At 61.4% G+C, this 18017-nt stretch carries 10 protein-coding genes and 2 pseudogenes; 3 read left to right on the top strand and 9 right to left on the bottom strand.

Annotation, left to right across the window (positions count from 1 at the left end):
- Positions 1–243: 243 nt before the first annotated feature.
- On the top strand, positions 244–825 hold the full coding sequence (locus tag P3R38_RS23275; RefSeq protein WP_277686651.1) for a DUF2780 domain-containing protein: 582 nt from the start codon (positions 244–246) through the stop codon (positions 823–825).
- Positions 826–1322: 497 nt separating this feature from the next.
- On the opposite strand, the pseudogene P3R38_RS23270 reads toward P3R38_RS23275, so the two are convergent.
- The 4 genes and pseudogenes from P3R38_RS23270 to P3R38_RS23255 form a co-directional block, all read right to left on the bottom strand.
- Positions 1323–1583, bottom strand: a pseudogene (locus P3R38_RS23270) (RHS repeat-associated core domain-containing protein); the annotation flags it as partial.
- A gap of 596 nt (positions 1584–2179) precedes the next feature.
- A pseudogene (locus P3R38_RS23265) lies at positions 2180–2368 on the bottom strand (RHS repeat-associated core domain-containing protein); the annotation flags it as partial.
- Between the two features lie 163 nt (positions 2369–2531).
- Positions 2532–3881, bottom strand: a complete 1350-nt coding sequence (locus P3R38_RS23260; RefSeq protein ID WP_277686650.1) for an APC family permease — start codon at positions 3879–3881, stop codon at positions 2532–2534.
- 180 nt (positions 3882–4061) lie between these two features.
- Positions 4062–4949 (bottom strand): acyltransferase, encoded by an 888-nt coding sequence (locus P3R38_RS23255; protein WP_023382748.1) that lies wholly within the window; start codon positions 4947–4949, stop codon positions 4062–4064.
- A gap of 181 nt (positions 4950–5130) precedes the next feature.
- Between P3R38_RS23255 and P3R38_RS23250 the strand changes: the two genes are divergently transcribed.
- Entirely contained in the window at positions 5131–5631 is a 501-nt protein-coding gene (locus P3R38_RS23250) for an ATP-dependent zinc protease (protein WP_023382747.1), read from the top strand.
- Between the two features lie 93 nt (positions 5632–5724).
- Here P3R38_RS23250 and P3R38_RS23245 read toward each other — a convergent pair whose 3' ends face one another.
- The 5 genes from P3R38_RS23245 to aceE form a co-directional block, all read right to left on the bottom strand.
- Positions 5725–6348 carry a glutathione S-transferase gene (locus P3R38_RS23245; protein ID WP_104881111.1) on the bottom strand — a complete coding sequence of 208 codons (624 nt, stop codon included), beginning with the start codon at positions 6346–6348 and terminating at the stop codon, positions 5725–5727.
- Between the two features lie 3 nt (positions 6349–6351).
- Positions 6352–7020 carry a peptide-methionine (S)-S-oxide reductase MsrA gene (gene msrA, locus P3R38_RS23240; RefSeq protein WP_023382745.1) on the bottom strand — a complete coding sequence of 223 codons (669 nt, stop codon included), beginning with the start codon at positions 7018–7020 and terminating at the stop codon, positions 6352–6354.
- Positions 7021–7157: 137 nt separating this feature from the next.
- Entirely contained in the window at positions 7158–9848 is a 2691-nt protein-coding gene (locus P3R38_RS23235; protein WP_023382744.1) for a GGDEF and EAL domain-containing protein, read from the bottom strand.
- A 415-nt stretch (positions 9849–10263) separates the two neighbouring features.
- Positions 10264–11919, bottom strand: a complete 1656-nt coding sequence (aceF, locus tag P3R38_RS23230) for a dihydrolipoyllysine-residue acetyltransferase (RefSeq protein ID WP_277686649.1) — start codon at positions 11917–11919, stop codon at positions 10264–10266.
- 13 nt (positions 11920–11932) lie between these two features.
- Entirely contained in the window at positions 11933–14578 is a 2646-nt protein-coding gene (gene aceE, locus P3R38_RS23225) for a pyruvate dehydrogenase (acetyl-transferring), homodimeric type (RefSeq protein WP_023382742.1), read from the bottom strand.
- A gap of 383 nt (positions 14579–14961) precedes the next feature.
- Here aceE and glnE point away from each other — a divergent pair, with 383 nt between their 5' ends.
- Positions 14962–17895, top strand: coding sequence for a bifunctional [glutamate--ammonia ligase]-adenylyl-L-tyrosine phosphorylase/[glutamate--ammonia-ligase] adenylyltransferase (gene glnE, locus P3R38_RS23220; protein ID WP_277686648.1), 2934 nt, complete (start codon positions 14962–14964; stop codon positions 17893–17895).
- Positions 17896–18017 lie beyond the last annotated feature (122 nt).

The raw sequence follows: 18017 nt of genomic DNA, 5'->3' as shown, positions 1-18017 counted from the left end.
TTTTGATAGAAAAATCTCATGGCAATCTCCGGGGTTGTCCTTTTATTTCCGTTGATTTACAGCAATTGTCTCAGTCTGTGTGTGGGGGGAGTAACATGCAACTAGCAAAAATGACAGGCTGTCACATCTTGTACAGTCCAACGCAGTAGGCAGAGAGCCCGATACTCGGCCTGGAACAAACTCCAAAACCTCGAGTCCAACGCCTCGTTTCCCCGGCCATTCCGGCCCACGAGGTCCCTCCCGATGAAAGCATTCACCCTGGCAACCCTGATGACCCTGGCCGCAAGCCCGGTGTTCGCCTTCAACCTCAGCGACGCCGCCAATGCCGTGTCGGCCATGCAGAACCAGAATCAGAGCCAGCAAGGCCAGGTACAGGCGCCCGAAGCGCAGGCCAGTTTGCTCAATACCTTGGGCAGCGAACTGAACATCACCCCGGAACAGGCCATCGGCGGGGCAGGGGCGATGTTGGGGCTGGCGCGTAACAACCTGAGCAGCGACGACTATGGCCAGCTGACCAAGGCCGTGCCAGGGCTGGACCTGCTGGCTGGAGCTAATGCGCTGGGCGGGTTAAGTGGGTTGGGGGATTTGTTGGGCAAGAACAGCGAAAGCCAGTCGGCGCTGAGTAACGCGCTGGGCAACAACGTGGAGAACCGCAGCGACCTGGACACTGCGTTCAAGGCGCTGGGGATGGATACCGGGATGATCGGGCAGTTTGCGCCTTTGATTCTGCAGTATCTGGGGCAGCAGGGCATTGCCGGATCGTTATTGCAGAATTTGGGTAGCCTGTGGACCACCCCAGCGGCCGCACCTATACCGTCGGTATGAGTCAATTGCGCACCGAAATTCTCATTACCGCAAGCCGGATTTTATAGGCGGATACTTTTGAGCGTCTTGTCGAACCGTCTGAAACGCTCACGGATATCATCTAACTGGCTTTGGATCACGGTGATCAGCGCCAGTTGTATATGGGGGCTTTTGAGCTGTTTGAACATGGCTTCGGTAGAGGGGGTCAGCAGCTCGTCAAATTCGCCTCGGTAGAGTTCAAAGATCCTGTATTCCCTTCCCATATAACTGATGAGTGCCTTGCGCTCTTGGAAGAGCTGGCGCTTGGATTTTAACTGCTCTTTCTTGTAGAAAAAATTCTCTGTGGTTTCGTTGAAGCTGATCGTCTTTTTCGGCTTGACGTCTCTTGGAGCCGAATGGGGGCGCAGAAGATCCTTTCTTTTTGGTGCGTTTGCACCGTGTTGGATTCCAGAGGCATACGAGGCTGTCTTCAGGCCCATCTGCTTCATTCTCGCTTGCAGTTGCGCAGCGGTGGGAGCATGTCCTGTAGTGTCTAACAGGTTCACGGGGTCGTTTAAACAATAGGCATAGGCATTCAGCCCTCCTTCTGCAAACGGGCTGAGATCATCCGGCCCCTGAAAGCGCATCAAGGTCGGGCTATAGCTGCGATAGCCCATGCCTAATGCGTATGTCAGGGCAACCGGGTCGTACCGTTGGCCATTAAAGCCAAGCAGGGGGGGCAAGCCCGTCTGGCAGTAATGCTGCCCATACGGTCCATAGGTAAACCTCCCAATCATCATAAATATTTCCTTAAGGGCGCGTTTAGCGTCAAGGGCGTGCCGCTACGATATCGCTATCCGGTAGGCCCCATTATCAGCAACCGTGCAGAGTCCATTTAGAAGTGAAACCACTGGAGCGTTTCAACTCCAATTAGGTTACGAATCCGGTCCATTTCTGCCCTGATCCTGGTCAGGGCGCTGTCATACTCGCGACGTATCTCAGTACCCTCTGCCAAGTAAGAAAGATTGTTGATGTAAGTCTGTTCGTGCCCGTTTGCAGTCATTAGCTGTTCGTAGAGCGCATTTGCTTGGTCGAGGCTGAGTGGCTGTATTTCAGGTGAATGGGCCAAGGCTCGATCCGGGTTGGTCGGTAACGTCTGTGTAACTGTGGGGGTTGTTGTTGCTGATCTTGGGCGGGGGAGATACTGGGTGCCCTGCTGAGCCATGGGGTTTCTAAATCGTTGCTCTCCCGCCCGATCACCTTGGCGTTGGCGTAGTCTGGCACGCAGCGCATCAACACGCTGCTGAGCGGTCTGTTGCGGAGTCTGACGTGCTCGTTCAGTCCGTGCATCGGCCAACAGTCTCTGCGGAACTTTGCGTAGCTGGCTTAAATCCGCGTGCCCACTTGGGTCCCGCCCCATCACCGGATTTCCTGAGCAGTAGCCGTAGGCATTTAGGCCACCTGCGTCAAAAGGGCTCCAGTTATCAGGTGCAAGAAATCGCATCAGCGATGGGCTGTACGCTCGATAACCATTGCCTAGCAGGTAGGTGCCCGAGAGCGTGTCATCCCATTCAGCATTGAAACCGAGCGTCGGCGCTTGGCTAGTGTAGCTGTCACGCTGCTCATAAGGGCCATATGCAAATTGGATTGTTGGCATGGGGCCCCTCGCGTAAAGACGGTATGGCTACAGTCTTTTGTAAATCCAAGACACGCACAACTGGCAGATTTATCAGTATCCGCGAGAGGTCTCAGTCTGCTTCGGAGAAATCCACCAAACTGACTGGACGACGGAAGCCGGCTGTAAGCACCGCCAGGTAGGCTAACCCCAGTGCAAACCAGCACAACCCGATCACCAGCGTCAGTGCCGACAGGCTGGTCCACAGCCACAAGGTCAGCCCCAACCCCACCAACGGCACCACGCCATAGCGCAGCAGCCCTACGAGGTGACGCTGAGCCCCATCGTTCATCAGGTGCGTCTTCACCACCGCCAGGTTTACCGCCGAAAACGCTACCAGCGCCCCGAAGCTGATCAGCGAAGCGAGGGTCGACAGGTCGATCACCAACGCCAGCAGCGAGAACGCAGACACCAGGGCAATGGCGAACACTGGCGTGCCGAAGCGTGGCGACAGGTAGCCGAACGTGCGCTGCGGCAGCACGTTGTCCCGTCCCATGGTGAACAGGATGCGCGACACCGCCGCCTGCGAGGCCAGCGCCGAGCCCAGGCTGCCGGCGACATAGGCGGCAGTGAAGAAGTTGGTCAGGAACTGGCCCCCGGCCTTGAACATCACTTCATTGGCCGCCGCATCGGCGTTGGCGAAGCTGCTGCCTGGTAACACCAGCTGGCTGGCATAGGCCAACACAGTGAACAGCAACCCGGCAAACAGGGTGGTGAGGATGATCGCCCGGGGTACATCGCGGCGGGCGTCGCGGCACTCCTCGGCCAGGGTCGAGACGGCATCGAAGCCGAGGAACGACAGGCACAGTACCGCCGCGCCGGCCATCAGGGGGCCGAAGCCTGGCTTGGTGCCGTCACCCAGCAGCGGCGACAGCAGGTCGAGCGGCTGGCCCGCCAAGGTCTTGCAGGATAGACCGATGAACACGCCAATGAAGACGATCTGCGCACCGACGATCAGGTTGCTGGTCTTGGCCACCGAGTTGATGCCGACCACATTGAGCACTGTCACCAGTGCGATCGAGCCAAGCACGAAGGCCCAGGCGGGAACGGCCGGGAAAGCAATGTTGAGGAACAGGCCAATCAGCAGGTAGTTGATCATCGGCAGGAACAGGTAGTCGAGCAGCAGCGACCAGCCTGCGAGGAAGCCCGCATTGGGGCCGAAGGCCATGTTGGTGTACGAGTACGCCGAGCCCGCGACTGGGAAGCGCTTGACCATGAAACTGTAGGACGCAGCGGTAAACAGCATGGCTACGAGGGTGACGAGGTAGGCGCCGGCAGTGCGGCCACCGGTGAGTTCAGTGACGATGCCGTAGGTGGTGAAGATGGTCAGCGGGACCATGTACACAAGGCCGAAGAACACCAGGGCGGGCAGCCCTAGGACACGGCGCAGTTGGGCGGGGGCGGAGCTAGGTTGATTGGCCATCGACTCGATCCAGGCTTTTTGTAGTTGTGCTTTGGTCGATTTTTATCCACTTAGGTAGGTAATGACAAAAAAGTATTACTTATTCTAATTATTAGCCTCGTTTTTAATCGGGGTTACGCCTAACCCTGTGCCGGCCTCTTCGCGGGTAAACCCGTGCAGAGGCCAATACAGGCAATCAATTCAGTTCATCTCGGCGCGCAATTGTTCAATCCGCTGGTCCTTCTCCACCCACAACTGGTTTACCCAGGCCTGTATGGTCTGGCGAAACGCGGGGTCGTTCTCGTAGTCCCCCGACCACAATACCGGGTCCAGCTCGCGCACCCGAATGTCGATAATCACCCGACTAATGCTGCCATTGAGCAACGCCCAGAACCCAGGCGCCTGGTTGCCGGGGTAGACGATGGTCACGTCCAGCAGTGCATCGAGCTGCTCGCCCAGCGCCGCCAGCACGAACGCCACGCCGCCGGCCTTGGGCTTGAGCAGGTGGCGGTACGGCGACTGCTGCGCCTGGCGCTTGGCCTCGCTGAAACGGGTGCCTTCCAGGTAGTTGACCACGGTCACCGGCTGGCGCTTGAACAGCTCGCAGGCCGCCTTGGTGATCTCCAGGTCCTTGCCCTTGAGCTCGGGGTGTTTTTCCAGGAAGGCCTTGCTGTAGCGCTTCATGAAGGGGTAATCCAGCCCCCACCAGGCCAGGCCCAGCAGGGGCACCCAGATCAGCTCCTTCTTGAGGAAGAACTTGAAGAACGGCGTACGACGGTTGAGGCTTTCGATCAGCGCCGGAATATCGACCCAGGTCTGGTGGTTGCTGACGGCCAGGTACGAGGTGTCCTGACGCAGCTTCTCGATGCCGCGAATGTCCCATTGGGTCGGGATGCACAGGGCGAAGATCATCTTGTCGATCTCCGACCAGGTTTCGGCAATCCACATCACCGCCCACGAGGCGTAGTCTCGCCCACGGCCTGGCAACACCAGTTTTAGCAGGGCGAAGACCAGCAGCGGGCCGATCAGCACCAGGGTGTTGAGCAGCAGCAGGGTGGTCGTAAGAATGCCGGTAAACAGGCGACGCATAAGCAGACTCTTGTTGTGTGAATTTTGCGGGTGGCAATGATAAGCAGGGCTGTGCCATACGCCAAACGTCGAATGCTCGACGGTTGGTACAAATGTTTCACATTGTGTTGTTTAAGGTGTGACAACGAACCTATCCTGCTTGCGCAGTCTAAGCACTGACTCTTCTCAAGGAAGTTTGCCTGTGAAACCTCTGCTTGCCCTGTTGTCGCTGTTGGCGTTGCCGGTGATGGCTGCCGAGCCCACCCTATACGGTCGCTACGAATACATCGCCCTGCCTGAGATTGGCGAAACCCTGAAAGCCAAGATGGATACCGGTGCCTACACCGCGTCGCTGTCGGCCAAGGATATCGAGCTGTTCACCCGCGATGGCGAGGAGTGGGTCCGCTTCCGCCTGGCGACCAAGGACGCCGACGGCAAGGTCTATGAGCACAAGCTGGCGCGCATCAGCAAGATCAAGAACCGTGCTGACGAAGAGGAGGAGGGCGATGCACCGGAGCTCTCGAAACGGCCGGTGGTCGACCTGGAACTGTGTCTGGGTGATGTGAAGCGCACGGTGGAGGTCAATCTGGTCGACCGCAGCAGCTTCAACTACCCATTGCTGGTGGGCGCCAAGGCGCTGCGCGAGTTCAAGGCCGCGGTCAACCCGGCCAAGCGGTTCACGGCGGGCAAACCGGACTGCTGATTCGGTTTTGGCTGTGATGGCGGCATCGCCGGCATGCCGGCTCCTACAGATTTCACACCCCTGTGGGAGCCTGCTTGCCGGCGATGCGCCTGATCAGGCAGCCGGCGCCGTCGCTACCATCGACGGCCGCTTGATCACCTCGGCATACCACGCCGCGAGTCCGGGCTGTTGCGCCCGCCAGCCGAACTCAGGCTGACGCAAGTCCAGGTAACCCAGCGCACAGGCCACACCAATCGCCGCGATGTCGAACCCCGATGCCAACTCGGCCAGGTGCTCGCGTTCCAGGTTGGCCAGGCTGCGCCGAATCTTCTCGCTTTGCGCGGCCACCCAGCCATCCCAACGCTTGTCTTGCGGTCGCAGGAAGGTCTCGTAGCGGGTCGATACCGCCGCATCCATGATCGCATCGGCCTGGGAGGCCAGGGTCATGCGCCGCCAGCGCGCCGAGCCTTCCCGGGGAATCAGCGGAGTGCCGACGTGCTGGCAGTCCAGGTACTCGCAAATGACGCGGCTGTCGTGCAGCACGGTGCCATCTTCCAGGCGCAGTGCCGGGATCTTGCCGATGGGGTTGCCCTGGTTGAGTTGCTCGTCGCCGTTCACTGGGCTGATGTTCACGGGCTGCAGGGCCACGCGGTCAAGCTGGGCGGTTTCGTGCAGCACCACCATGACTTTGCGCACGAAAGGCGAAAGCGGCCCGTGGAAAAGGGTCATCGTGCTCATGGCTCAGTTGCCCTGCAGGCTGGGTGGCAGGCACACGCCAGTACCGCCGATGCCGCAATAGCCATCGGGGTTCTTGGCCAGGTACTGCTGGTGGTACGCTTCGGCGAAGTACACGGTCGGGGCCTGGTCGATTTCGGTGGTGATTTCACCGAAGCCTGCCTTGGTCAGTTCTGCCTGGAACGCATCACGGCTGGCCTTGGCCTGCTCCAGCTGTTCTGGGCTGGTGCAGTAGATCGCCGAGCGGTACTGGGTGCCGATGTCGTTGCCCTGGCGCATGCCTTGGGTCGGGTTGTGCAGTTCCCAGAACATCGCCAGCAGTTCGCGGTAGCTCACCTTATCCTTGTCGAACACCACCAGCACCACTTCGGTATGGCCGGTCAGGCCCGAGCAGACTTCTTCGTAGGTGGGGTTTGGCGTGAAGCCACCGGCATAGCCGACCACGGTGCTGACCACGCCTTCACGCTGCCAGAAGCGGCGCTCGGCACCCCAGAAGCAGCCCAGGCCGAAGATGGCGAAGTCGATACTGCCCTCGAAGAAGGGGCCCAGCAGTGGGGTGTCTTTGAAGACATAGTGGAATTCGGGCAGGGCCATTGGGGTTTCGCGTCCAGGCAGGGCCTGTTCCGCAGTAGGCATGACGTTTTTGTTCACCAGGATTTCCGAACGCAGGACCATGGCCGTTCCTCTGTGTGTCAGATAGATGGAGGCTCGATCACCGGCAAGCCGGCGCCTACAGGGTCGTTCCGCAGGTACTGGGGATTGCCGGCGATGAGGCCGAATGGGTTCTATAGTGCCCGAGGTTGAGGCTGCTGTCAGTCCATTGGACCGCGCGGGTAGCGCTTGAGTTTTTCCGCCAGCTCCCGGCCCGGAATGGGCCGGTCGAACAGGTAGCCCTGGCCGACATCGCAACGGTGCCTGCGCAGGAACGCCAGCTGTTCTGGAGTTTCGATCCCTTCGGCCACTACCTTGAGCTTGAGGTTGTGGGCCATGGCCACCACCGCCGAGGTGATCTCCATGTCGTCCTGGTTGTCCGGGATTTCATTGATGAAGCTGCGGTCGATCTTGATGATGTCGATCGGAAACTTCTTCAGGTAGCTCAGCGATGAGTAACCGGTGCCGAAGTCGTCCATGGCCAGAGTCAGGCCCAGGGCCTTGAGCTCATCGAGCTGGCGGTGGGTGTCTTCGGTGGCCTCCAGCAGCAGGCCTTCGGTAAGTTCCAGCTCCAGCAGGTGCGGTGGCAGTTCTTCTTCCTTGAGGATCGAGCTGATCGAGGCGACCAGGTCGGGGTCGGAGAACTGCTTTGGCGACAGGTTGATGGCCACGTGCAGGTTGCCCATGCCGGCCTCGCGCAGTTGCTGGCTCATGCGGCACGACTGGCGCACCACCCATTTGCCGATGGGGATGATCAGGCCGGTTTCCTCGGCCACGCTGATGAACTGGTCCGGGCGAATCATGCCGCGCTCGGGGTGGTTCCAGCGCAGCAGTGCTTCCAGGCCGAGTAAACGGCCGCTGCGCAGGCACAGCTTGGGCTGGTAGAACACCTCCAGCTCGTTCTGGGTCAGGGCGCGGCGCAGGTTGTTCTCGACGAACAGCTTGTAGCTGGCCTCGGCGTTTAGCACCTCGGTGAACACTTGCACCTGATGCTTGCCGTTGGCCTTGGCCTTGTGCAGGGCAAGGCCTGCATTCTTCATCAGGGTGGTCGGGTCGCTGCCGTGCATGGGCGCGCAGGCCAAGCCCACCGACGCGGTGACGTTGATCAGCTGGTTGTCGACGAACATCGGTTTGTCGAGGGTGCGCAGCAGTTGGAGGGCGACGCCCTGGCCATCCTCCAGGCTGGTGCCGTTGAGCAGCACAGCGAACTCGTTGCTGGCGAAGCGGGCAAGGATGTCATTGGGGCTGAGGCTGTTGCGCAGGCGTCGGGCCAGGCTCACCAGCAGCTTGTCGCCGGTCTGGTGGCCGAGGCTGTCGTTGATCCGCTTGAAGTTGTCGATGTCCACCAGCAGCAGGCAGATCGGGCTGTCACCGTCGCGGGTGAAGTGGGTATCGAGGTTGCGGATGAACGCTGGGCGGTTGCCCAGGTTGGTCAGGTTGTCGGTATAGGCCAGGCGCTCGATGCGCTGCTGGGCCAGTTTGGACTGGGTGACGTCCTCGTAGATACCGATGTAGTGGGTCAGCTCTCGGTTATCGCCATATACCTTGGAGATCGACAGCTGCCCCCAGTAGGGTTCGAGGTTCTTGCGCCGGCTCTTGAATTCTCCTTGCCAGCTGTTGCCCATTTCCAGGCTCGACGGCGAGTCGAACAGCAGTTCGCTGAGATTCTCCAGCGCCGGCAACTCGGCCAGATGGTGGCCCTGGACCTCTTCGGTGCTGTATTGGGTGATGGCGGTGAAGCTGGGGTTGACGTATTCCACCACCCCGTCGCGGTTGACCAGCAGGAAGGCGTTGGCGCTTTGCTCGACCGCCCGCTGGAACAGGTGCAGGGCGCTGGCCGCGGTACGCCGGTTGTGGTTGGTGATGACCTGGGCGAACTGATCGGCCAGCTCGCCGGCAAAGGCAATCTCGTCGGACTGCCAGGCCCTTGGCTGCCCGGTCTGTTCCAGGCATAGCACGCCGACCACCTGGCCGTCGACGCGAATACTGGCGTCGAGCATGGCGTTGTTGGCCGGTAAAAGACTGTTGGCGAGCTCACGGGTGCGTGGGTCGTGGCTGGCGTTATGAGCATCGATGGCGCGGCTGGCATGCAGGGCTTCGAGGTAGTCCGGGAAGCGGCTGGCATCGATCGGCTCGGGCAGTTGGTGTTGCTGCTCGTGTCGGTACCAGGCGCTTATCGGTACCAGACGCTGCTCTTCCAGATGCCAGATGCTGGCGTTGTCGACCTTGTAGATTTCACAGGCGCTGCGGGTAATCAGCTCGGCGGCCTCGAGCAACGAGTTCTCTGCACTGTAGCGTTGGCGTGCCAGGCGCAGGATCAGGTCTTGCTGGCCACGTACCCGTTCCAGGTGTTCGAGCTGTTCCTGTTGTGCACGCTGGTTCAACTGCAGGGCCAGTTGCAGGCGGTTGTTGCGCGATTCGAGATCGTTTGCGTCCAACTCCGAGAGGTCGTCTGCCTGGTCGTCGAGCACGGTCAGGTAGCCGCGCAGCAACTGGCGGTTGTGCTGTTTGTAGGCCTCGCCGACCTCCAGCAGGCGCAGTGGCGCCTGTTGCGCATGCAGGGTGTAGCGCACTCGGTAGTAGCCACGGTGGGCCAGCTGTGCCTGGATCTCGTCATGCAGCTTGTAGCGGATCTCGGGTGCCATCAGGCTTGCATAGGGCGAGCCGATGAGCGCGCACAGTTCGGATGCGGGCAAGCCGAATTGACGCTCGCAGGCGGGGTCCAGGTAAAGCAGCGACCAGGTGGCTTCGTTCAGCCTTTCGAAACGCAGCATGCCGAGCCGCGAAGGCACGGGAAGCTGCGTGACGACCTCGGCCACCACACGACTGGTGGCATCGGGTTGGCTTTTCATCGAAGACTCGCTTGAAGAGGATGACGCTGCCTTGAGCGGCGCATCTGGCAAGGTTGCATCATGTCCCCGAGGCTGGCAAGCGGCTAGGGGGCTGTCATGTATATGTTTTCGGCTGCGGGGGGGAAATCCTTAGTTTGGCTGATGAGTTTGGGGGCTGTTCGACGAGAGGTTTTTGGTGTTTGTGAAATCGAGCGCCGCCTGCGCGACGCATCGCGAGCAAGGCTCGCTACCTTGATTGGCGTGAAACAACCGTAGGAGCGAGCCTTGCTCGCGATGCGTCGCGCAGGCGGCGCTCGATCGCAAAATCCTATCGGCGAACAAAAAAAAAGCCCCGCCAATCGACGGGGTTGAGGTACGAGCGTGGCAGCTCGAAAAGGGTACCTGCCTCCGCGACGGGAGGCAGGCTGGCTGCGTGTTACAGCAGCATGGTGCGGATATCGCCCAGCACGTCGCCCAGACGCTTGGTGAAGCGCGCGGCGGCAGCGCCGTTGATCACACGGTGATCGTAGGACAGCGACAGCGGCAGCATCAGCTTCGGCTGGAAGGCCTTGCCATCCCAGACCGGCTGCATGGTTGCCTTGGAGACACCCAGGATCGCCACCTCAGGCGCGTTGACGATCGGCGTGAAGCCGGTGCCGCCAATGTGGCCGAGGCTGGAGATGGTGAAGCAGGCGCCCTGCATCTCGTCTGCCGACAGCTTCTTGGTGCGGGCTTTTTCGGCCAGCGAAGCGGCTTCGGCAGCCAGTTGCAGCAGGCTCTTCTGGTCGACGTTCTTGATCACAGGCACCAGCAGGCCGTCCGGCGTGTCCACGGCGAAGCCGATGTGCACGTACTTCTTGCGGATGATGGCCTTGCCGCTGGGGGCCAGCGAGCTGTTGAAGTCTGGCAGTTCCTTGAGCAGGAAGGCACAGGCCTTGAGCAGCAGTGGCAGCACGGTGAGCTTGACACCAGCCTTCTCGGCCACGGCCTTCTGTGCAACGCGGAAGGCTTCCAGCTCGGTGATGTCGGCGGAGTCGAACTGGGTGACGTGCGGCACATTCAGCCAGCTGCGGTGCAGGTTGGCGGCACCGACCTGCATCAGGCGGGTCAGGGCGACTTCTTCCACTTCACCGAACTTGCTGAAGTCCACGGCAGGAATCGGCGGGATGCCAGCGCCGCCAGTCGCACCGGCGGCTGCCGGGGCTTCCTTGGCCTTCTGCATCATGGCCTTGACGTAGACCTGTACGTCTTCTTTGAGGATGCGGCCGTGCGGACCGGTCGCGGCGACCGCGCCCAGGTCGACACCGAACTCACGCGCCAACTGGCGAACGGCCGGGCCTGCGTGAACCTTGGCATTGCTGCCGGCAGCCGGTGCGGTGGCGACCAGCGCCGGGGCGGCTGCCGCAGCGGCGACCGGCGCCGGGGCGGCTGCCGGAGCGGCGGCCGGGGCTGGAGCAGCAGCTGGAGCGGCAGCGGCCGGAGCCGGAGCCGGAGCCGGAGCAGGCGTGGCGCCAGCGACTTTCAGCTTGAAGATCAGGTCGCCAGTGCCGACTTCATCTTCCAGCTTGCACAGCACTTCTTCGACCACGCCAGCGGCAGGCGATGGAATCTCCATCGAGGCCTTGTCGGACTCGAGGGTGATCAGCGACTGGTCAGCCTCGACGGTGTCGCCGACCTTGACCAGCACTTCGATGATCTTGGCCTTGCCCGACGAACCGATGTCCGGCACGTGGATGTCCTGAACGCTGGCGGCAGCGGGGGCTGCAGCCGGAGCAGGGGCGGCGTCGGCAGCCGGCGCCGGAGCGGCAGCCGCTGGAGCCGGAGCGGCCGCGGCCGGAGCCTCGGGCGCCGCAGCGGCGCCCTCGGCTTCCAGGACCAGCAGCTCGTCGCCTTCTTTCAGGCGATCGCCCAGCTTGACCTTCAGTTCCTTGATGACACCGGCCTTGGGCGCTGGAATCTCCATGGAGGCCTTGTCGGACTCCAGGGTCAGCAGGCTCTGGTCGGCCTCGATGCGGTCACCGACCTTGACGAACAGCTCGATGATTTCACCTTCACCGCTGCCGATGTCAGGTACGCGAATGAGTTCGCTCACTTAAAAATACTCCTCAGCAGTCCAGTGGGTTGCGCTTGTCCGGGTCGATACCGAACTTGACGATAGCGTCTGCCACCACCTTGGGTTCGATCTCGCCACGGTCAGCCAAGGCTTCCAGGGCAGCCAGCACGACGAAGTGACGGTCGACTTCGAAGAAGTGACGCAGCTTCTTGCGGCTGTCGCTGCGACCGTAGCCATCGGTACCCAGGACTTTGAACTCTTTGCTCGGTACCCACTGGCGAATCTGCTCGGCGAACAGCTTCATGTAGTCGGTGGACGCGATGACCGGGCCCTTGCGACCGGACAGGCACTCTTCGACGTAGGTCTTCTGAGGCTTCTGGCCAGGCTTGAGGCGGTTGGCGCGTTCCACGGCCAGGCCGTCGCGACGCAGTTCGTTGAAGCTGGTGACGCTCCATACGTCGGCACCGACGTTGAACTCGTCACGCAGGATCTTCGCGGCTTCGCGGACTTCGCGCAGGATGGTGCCGGAGCCCATCAGCTGTACGTGGTGCGCGGCTTCGCGGGTGTCTTCTTCGAGCAGGTACATACCCTTGATGATGCCTTCCTCGACACCGGCCGGCATGGCTGGCTGCTGGTAGGATTCGTTCATCACGGTGATGTAGTAGAAGATGTCCTGTTGCTCTTCGGTCATCTTCTTCATGCCGTCCTGGATGATCACCGCCAGCTCGTAGCCGTAGGTCGGATCGTAGGTGCGGCAGTTCGGGATGGTGCCCGCCATCATGTGGCTGTGACCGTCTTCGTGCTGCAGGCCTTCACCGTTGAGGGTGGTACGGCCGGCGGTACCGCCGATCAGGAAACCACGGGTGCGGCTGTCGCCAGCGGCCCAGGCCAGGTCGCCGATACGCTGGAAGCCGAACATCGAGTAGAAGATGTAGAACGGCAGCATCGGCTGGTTGTGGCAGCTGTACGAGGTACCGGCAGCGATGAACGACGACATGGCGCCGGCTTCGTTGATGCCTTCCTCGAGGATCTGGCCCTTCTTGTCTTCGCGGTAGAACATCACCTGGTCTTTATCGACGGGCTCGTAGAGCTGGCCGACCGACGAGTAGATGCCCAACTGACGGAACATGCCTTCCATACCGAAGGTACGGGCTTCGTCCGGGATGATCGGCACGATACGCTGGCCGATTTCCTTGTCCTTGACCAGCTGCGCCAGAATACGCACGAAGGCCATGGTGGTGGAAATTTCGCGGTCGCCCGAGCCGTCCAGGATCGCCTTCAGGGTTTCCAGTGGCGGGGTCGGCACGCTGAAGCTCTTGCTGCGGCGCTGTGGCACGAAGCCACCCAGGGCAGCACGGCGCTCGGCCAGGTACTTGGCTTCGGCGGAGCCTTCTTCGGGCTTGAAGAACGGCAGGTTCTCGAGGTCGGCATCCTTGACCGGGATGTCGAAGCGATCACGGAAGTGACGCAGGCTGTCGACGTCGACCTTCTTGGTGTTGTGCGCGGTGTTCTTGGCTTCGCCAGCACCGGTACCGTAACCCTTGATGGTCTTGGCCAGGATGACGGTAGGCTGGTCCTTGTGGTTGACCGCCTGGTGGTAGGCCGCATAGACCTTGTACGGGTCGTGGCCGCCACGGTTGAGCTTCCAGATTTCCTCGTCGGACAGGTCTTCGACCATGGCCTTGAGCTCTGGGGTGTTGAAGAAGTGCTGACGGACGTACGCACCGTCCTTGGCCTTGTAGTTCTGGTACTCGCCGTCGATGACTTCGTCCATGCGACGCTGCAGGGCACCGTTGGTGTCCTTGGCGAACAGTGGGTCCCAGAAACGGCCCCAGACGACCTTGTTGACGTTCCAGCCGCCGCCACGGAACACGCCTTCGAGTTCCTGGATGATCTTGCCGTTGCCGCGAACCGGGCCGTCGAGGCGCTGCAGGTTGCAGTTGATGACGAAGATCAGGTTGTCCAGCTTCTCGCGGCCAGCCAGGGCGATTGCACCCAGGGATTCCGGCTCGTCGCACTCGCCGTCGCCCATGAAGCACCAGACCTTCTGCTTGCCGGCCGGGATGAAGCCACGGGCTTCCAGGTACTTCATGAAGCGCGCCTGGTAGATCGCCTGGATCGGGCCCAGACCCATGGAAACGGTCGGGAACTGCCAGAAGTCAGGCATCAGCCAAGGGTGCGGGTACGAAGACAGGCCGTTGCCGTCCACTTCCTGACGGAAGTTGTTCATCTGTTCTTCGCTGATGCGGCCTTCCATGAAGGCGCGGGCATAGACGCCTGGCGAGGCGTGGCCCTGGAAGAAGATCAGGTCGCCGCCGTGCTCTTCGGTCGGGGCTTGGAAGAAGTAGTTGAAGCCGATGTCGTACAGGGTGGCGCTGGAGGCGAAGCTGGAGATGTGTCCGCCCAGGTCCGAGTCTTTCAGGTTGGTACGCATGACCATGGCCAGGGCGTTCCAACGTACCATCGAGCGAATGCGGCGTTCCATGAACAGGTCGCCAGGCATGCGTGCTTCGTGGGTGACAGGGATGGTGTTGCGGTATGGCGTGGTGATCGCATACGGCAGCTGGGAGCCACTACGGGTGGCCAGCTCGCCCATACGGGTCATCAGGTAATGAGCGCGGTCTTCGCCTTCTTTGTCGAGGACCGACTCCAGGGCATCCAGCCATTCCTGGGTTTCGATTGGATCGAGGTCTTGCATGGCTTGCTCCAGGGCGGAAAGGCCACCAGAATCGGTGGCCTGAGTTTGCGACTGGCCTTATGGGCAGACGTCGTGAATTCTTGGATTACCGGGGTCTCATCCGGCGCCGTGTAGTTTTACTACAAAAGCTTTCGCATTTCATGCTTTTACACGGTCGGGGTAGTAGTAATACTACAGAAATGCGACGTTTGGTCGCACCCTGCGTTGTGAGGAAAAACGTTCATGTTGGTTGGCGTTGTGCCGAAAACAGGTGGTTCTTGATGTTTTTTGCCAGTGATTCGTTTTTTTCAGCTATTTCCAACTTTTGTATGACAGTCCAACCGTGGTCGGGCTTCCCCTTGGCCGCCTCTACCCCTCACTTTCTCGCCGATCAAGGATAGTCCATGCGCCTGCCTTTGCCGCTCGATCTGCCCGCTACCCTGCAACCGCTGGTCGCTCGCAACCAGCAGTTCCTGCTCGATGCCATCGCCGGTCACCCTGAGCTGGACTTGCACGCTTGGAGCCTGGCCCATCGGCAACAGTTCGATCAGGTAGCCGCGGCCAGTGACTTCGTCCTGGGCCTGGCCCAGCGCGAACCGGCCATGCTGTTCGAACTGGTCGCCAGCGGTGAGCTGGACCGTCGCTATGGCCCGGGCGATCTGTGCGCGCATATCGCCGCCGCTGCCCAGGCGGCGCAGACCGAGGACGAGCTGGCGCGCAATCTGCGCCGTGAACGCAACCGCCAGCAACTGCGCATCATCTGGCGCGACATCACCCGCCAAGCCGAACTGGGCGAAACCTGCCGAGACTTGTCCGACCTTGCCGACGCCGCCATCGACCAGGCCTATCAATGGCTGTACCCGCGCCATTGCCAGCAGTTCGGTACGCCCATCGGCAATCGCAGTGGCCAGCCGCAACATATGGTGGTGCTGGGCATGGGCAAGCTCGGTGCGGTGGAGCTGAACCTGTCGTCGGACATCGACCTGATCTTCGCATTCCCCGAAGGCGGCGAGACCGAAGGGGTCAAGCGCTCGCTGGACAACCAGGAGTTCTTCACCCGGCTGGGCCAGCGCCTGATCAAGGCCCTGGACCCGGTGACCGTCGACGGTTTCGTCTTCCGTGTCGACATGCGCCTGCGTCCTTATGGTTCGGCAGGTGCACTGGTGCTCAGCTTCAACGCCCTGGAGCAGTATTACCAGGACCAGGGCCGCGATTGGGAGCGTTACGCCATGATCAAGGCCCGCGTGGTAGCGGGCGACCAGCACGCCGGTGCCCAGTTGCAGGAAATGCTGCGTCCCTTCGTTTACCGGCGTTACCTGGATTTTTCGGCGATCGAAGCGCTGCGCACCATGAAGCAGCTGATCCAGCAGGAAGTGCGACGTAAGGGCATGGCCGACAACATCAAGCTCGGTGCCGGGGGCATCCGCGAGGTGGAGTTCATCGCCCAGGCCTTCCAGCTGATTCACGGTGGACGTGACCTGAGCCTGCAACAGCGGCCGCTGCTAAAGGTGCTGGCGACCCTCGAAGGCCAGGGCTACCTGCCACCGGCCGTGGTTGCAGAGCTACGCGAAGGCTACGAATTCCTGCGTTACGCCGAACATGCCCTGCAGGCCATCGCCGACCGCCAGACCCAGATGCTGCCAGACAGCGAGACCGACCGTGAGCGGGTGGCGTACATCCTTGGCTTTGCCGACTGGCAGAGCTTCCACGACCAGCTGATGTACTGGCGCGGCCGGGTCGACTGGCACTTCCGCCAGGTCATCGCCGACCCGGACGATGAAGAAGGCGAGGGCGAGCTGGTGGTCGGGGGCGAGTGGTTGCCACTGTGGGAGCAGGCGCTGGACGAAGACGCTGCAAGCCGGCAGTTGGAAGAAGCAGGCTTCAAGCAACCTGCCGAGGCGCTGCGTCGTCTGTCTGGCCTGCGCGCAAGCCCCCAGCTGCGGTCGATGCAGCGTATCGGTCGTGAGCGCCTCGATGCTTTCGTGCCGCGCCTGATGGCGCAGACGGTGGAGCATGACAACCCCGACCTGGTGCTCGAACGCGTCTTGCCCTTGGTAGAGGCCGTGGCCCGGCGTTCGGCCTACCTGGTACTGTTGACCGAGAACCCAGGTGCCCTGCGCCGGCTGCTGACATTGTGCGCGGCCAGCCCTTGGATCGCCGAGCAGATCGCTCGTTACCCGTTGTTGCTCGACGAGCTGCTCAACGAAGGGCGCTTGTTCAGCCCACCGCTGGCGCCTGAACTTGCCAGTGAGTTGCGCGAGCGGTTGACGCGCATTCCCGAGGATGACCTGGAGCAGCAGATGGAAGCGTTGCGCCACTTCAAACTGGCCCACAGCCTGCGGGTGGCCGCCTCTGAAATCAGTGGCAACCTGCCTTTGATGAAAGTCAGCGATTACCTGACCTGGCTGGCCGAGGCGATTCTCGACCAGGTACTGGCCCTGGCCTGGCGCCAGACCGTGTCGCGCCACGGCCAGCCCAAGCGCAGCGATGGCAGCTTGTGCGATCCGGGCTTCGTCATCATTGGCTACGGCAAGGTCGGAGGCCTGGAGCTGGGCCATGGCTCGGACCTGGACCTGGTGTTCATCCATGATGGCGACCCTCAAGCCGAGACCGACGGCGCCAAGCCCATCGACAGCGCCCAGTTCTTCACCCGCCTGGGCCAGCGGATCATTCACCTGTTGACCACTCAGACCAACTCTGGCCAGCTCTATGACGTCGACATGCGCCTGCGCCCGTCCGGTGCCTCCGGGCTGCTGGTCAGCTCGCTGGGGGCGTTCGAGCGCTACCAGCAGAGCGAGGCTTGGACCTGGGAGCACCAGGCCCTGGTGCGCGCCCGCGTACTGGTGGGATGCAAGCAGGTGGCGGCGGCATTCGAAGGCGTGCGCGCCAGGGTGCTAGGCCAGGCTCGCGACCTGGACAAGCTGCGCACCGAGGTCAGCGAGATGCGCGCCAAGATGCGCGACAACCTCGGCACCAAGGCGACCGTCGCGGGCACGGCGGCCAACGCTTTCGATGCGGGGGTTCCATTCGATATCAAGCAGGATGCAGGCGGTATCGTCGATATCGAATTTATGGTGCAATACGCCGCTTTGGCTTGGTCTCACGACCATCCGGCCATACTGCGATGGACCGATAACATCCGCATTCTGGAAGAGCTGGAACAGGCAGGGTTGATGCCGGCCAGTGACGCGGTGCTGTTGCGTGAAGTGTACAAGGCGTTTCGTTCGGCTTCGCACCGCCAGGCCTTGCAGAAGCAGGCTGGAGTGATCGACGCGGCGCAGTTTGCCGATGAACGACGCGAGGTGCGGCGGATCTGGGCTGAGCTGGGTTTGAGCTGAAGGCCCCGCTGCCACAGGGGCTGCGATCAGCGACGGATGGGCCTGAGTGGTACACTGTCCGCCAAATAGCCTGAATATAAAGAGGGGAGGCCAGGCTGTACCGCAGTCTGCAGCCTCCCCGA

The organism is Pseudomonas sp. NyZ480 (assembly GCF_029537255.1).
GTDB lineage: Bacteria > Pseudomonadota > Gammaproteobacteria > Pseudomonadales > Pseudomonadaceae > Aquipseudomonas > Aquipseudomonas taiwanensis.
This window is presented reverse-complemented; position numbering and strand designations above follow the sequence as displayed.

Bases quoted from the DNA above. Each gene is read 5' to 3' on its own strand.
- msrA (WP_023382745.1), bottom strand. From the start codon at position 7,020: ATGGTCCTGCGTTCGGAAATCCTGGTGAACAAAAACGTCATGCCTACT.
- P3R38_RS23260 (WP_277686650.1), bottom strand. From the start codon at position 3,881: ATGGCCAATCAACCTAGCTCCGCCCCCGCCCAACTGCGCCGTGTCCTA.
- P3R38_RS23235 (WP_023382744.1), bottom strand. From the start codon at position 9,848: ATGAAAAGCCAACCCGATGCCACCAGTCGTGTGGTGGCCGAGGTCGTC.
- aceE (WP_023382742.1), bottom strand. From the start codon at position 14,578: ATGCAAGACCTCGATCCAATCGAAACCCAGGAATGGCTGGATGCCCTG.
- P3R38_RS23255 (WP_023382748.1), bottom strand. From the start codon at position 4,949: ATGCGTCGCCTGTTTACCGGCATTCTTACGACCACCCTGCTGCTGCTC.
- glnE (WP_277686648.1), top strand. From the start codon at position 14,962: ATGCGCCTGCCTTTGCCGCTCGATCTGCCCGCTACCCTGCAACCGCTG.
- P3R38_RS23245 (WP_104881111.1), bottom strand. From the start codon at position 6,348: ATGAGCACGATGACCCTTTTCCACGGGCCGCTTTCGCCTTTCGTGCGC.
- P3R38_RS23275 (WP_277686651.1), top strand. From the start codon at position 244: ATGAAAGCATTCACCCTGGCAACCCTGATGACCCTGGCCGCAAGCCCG.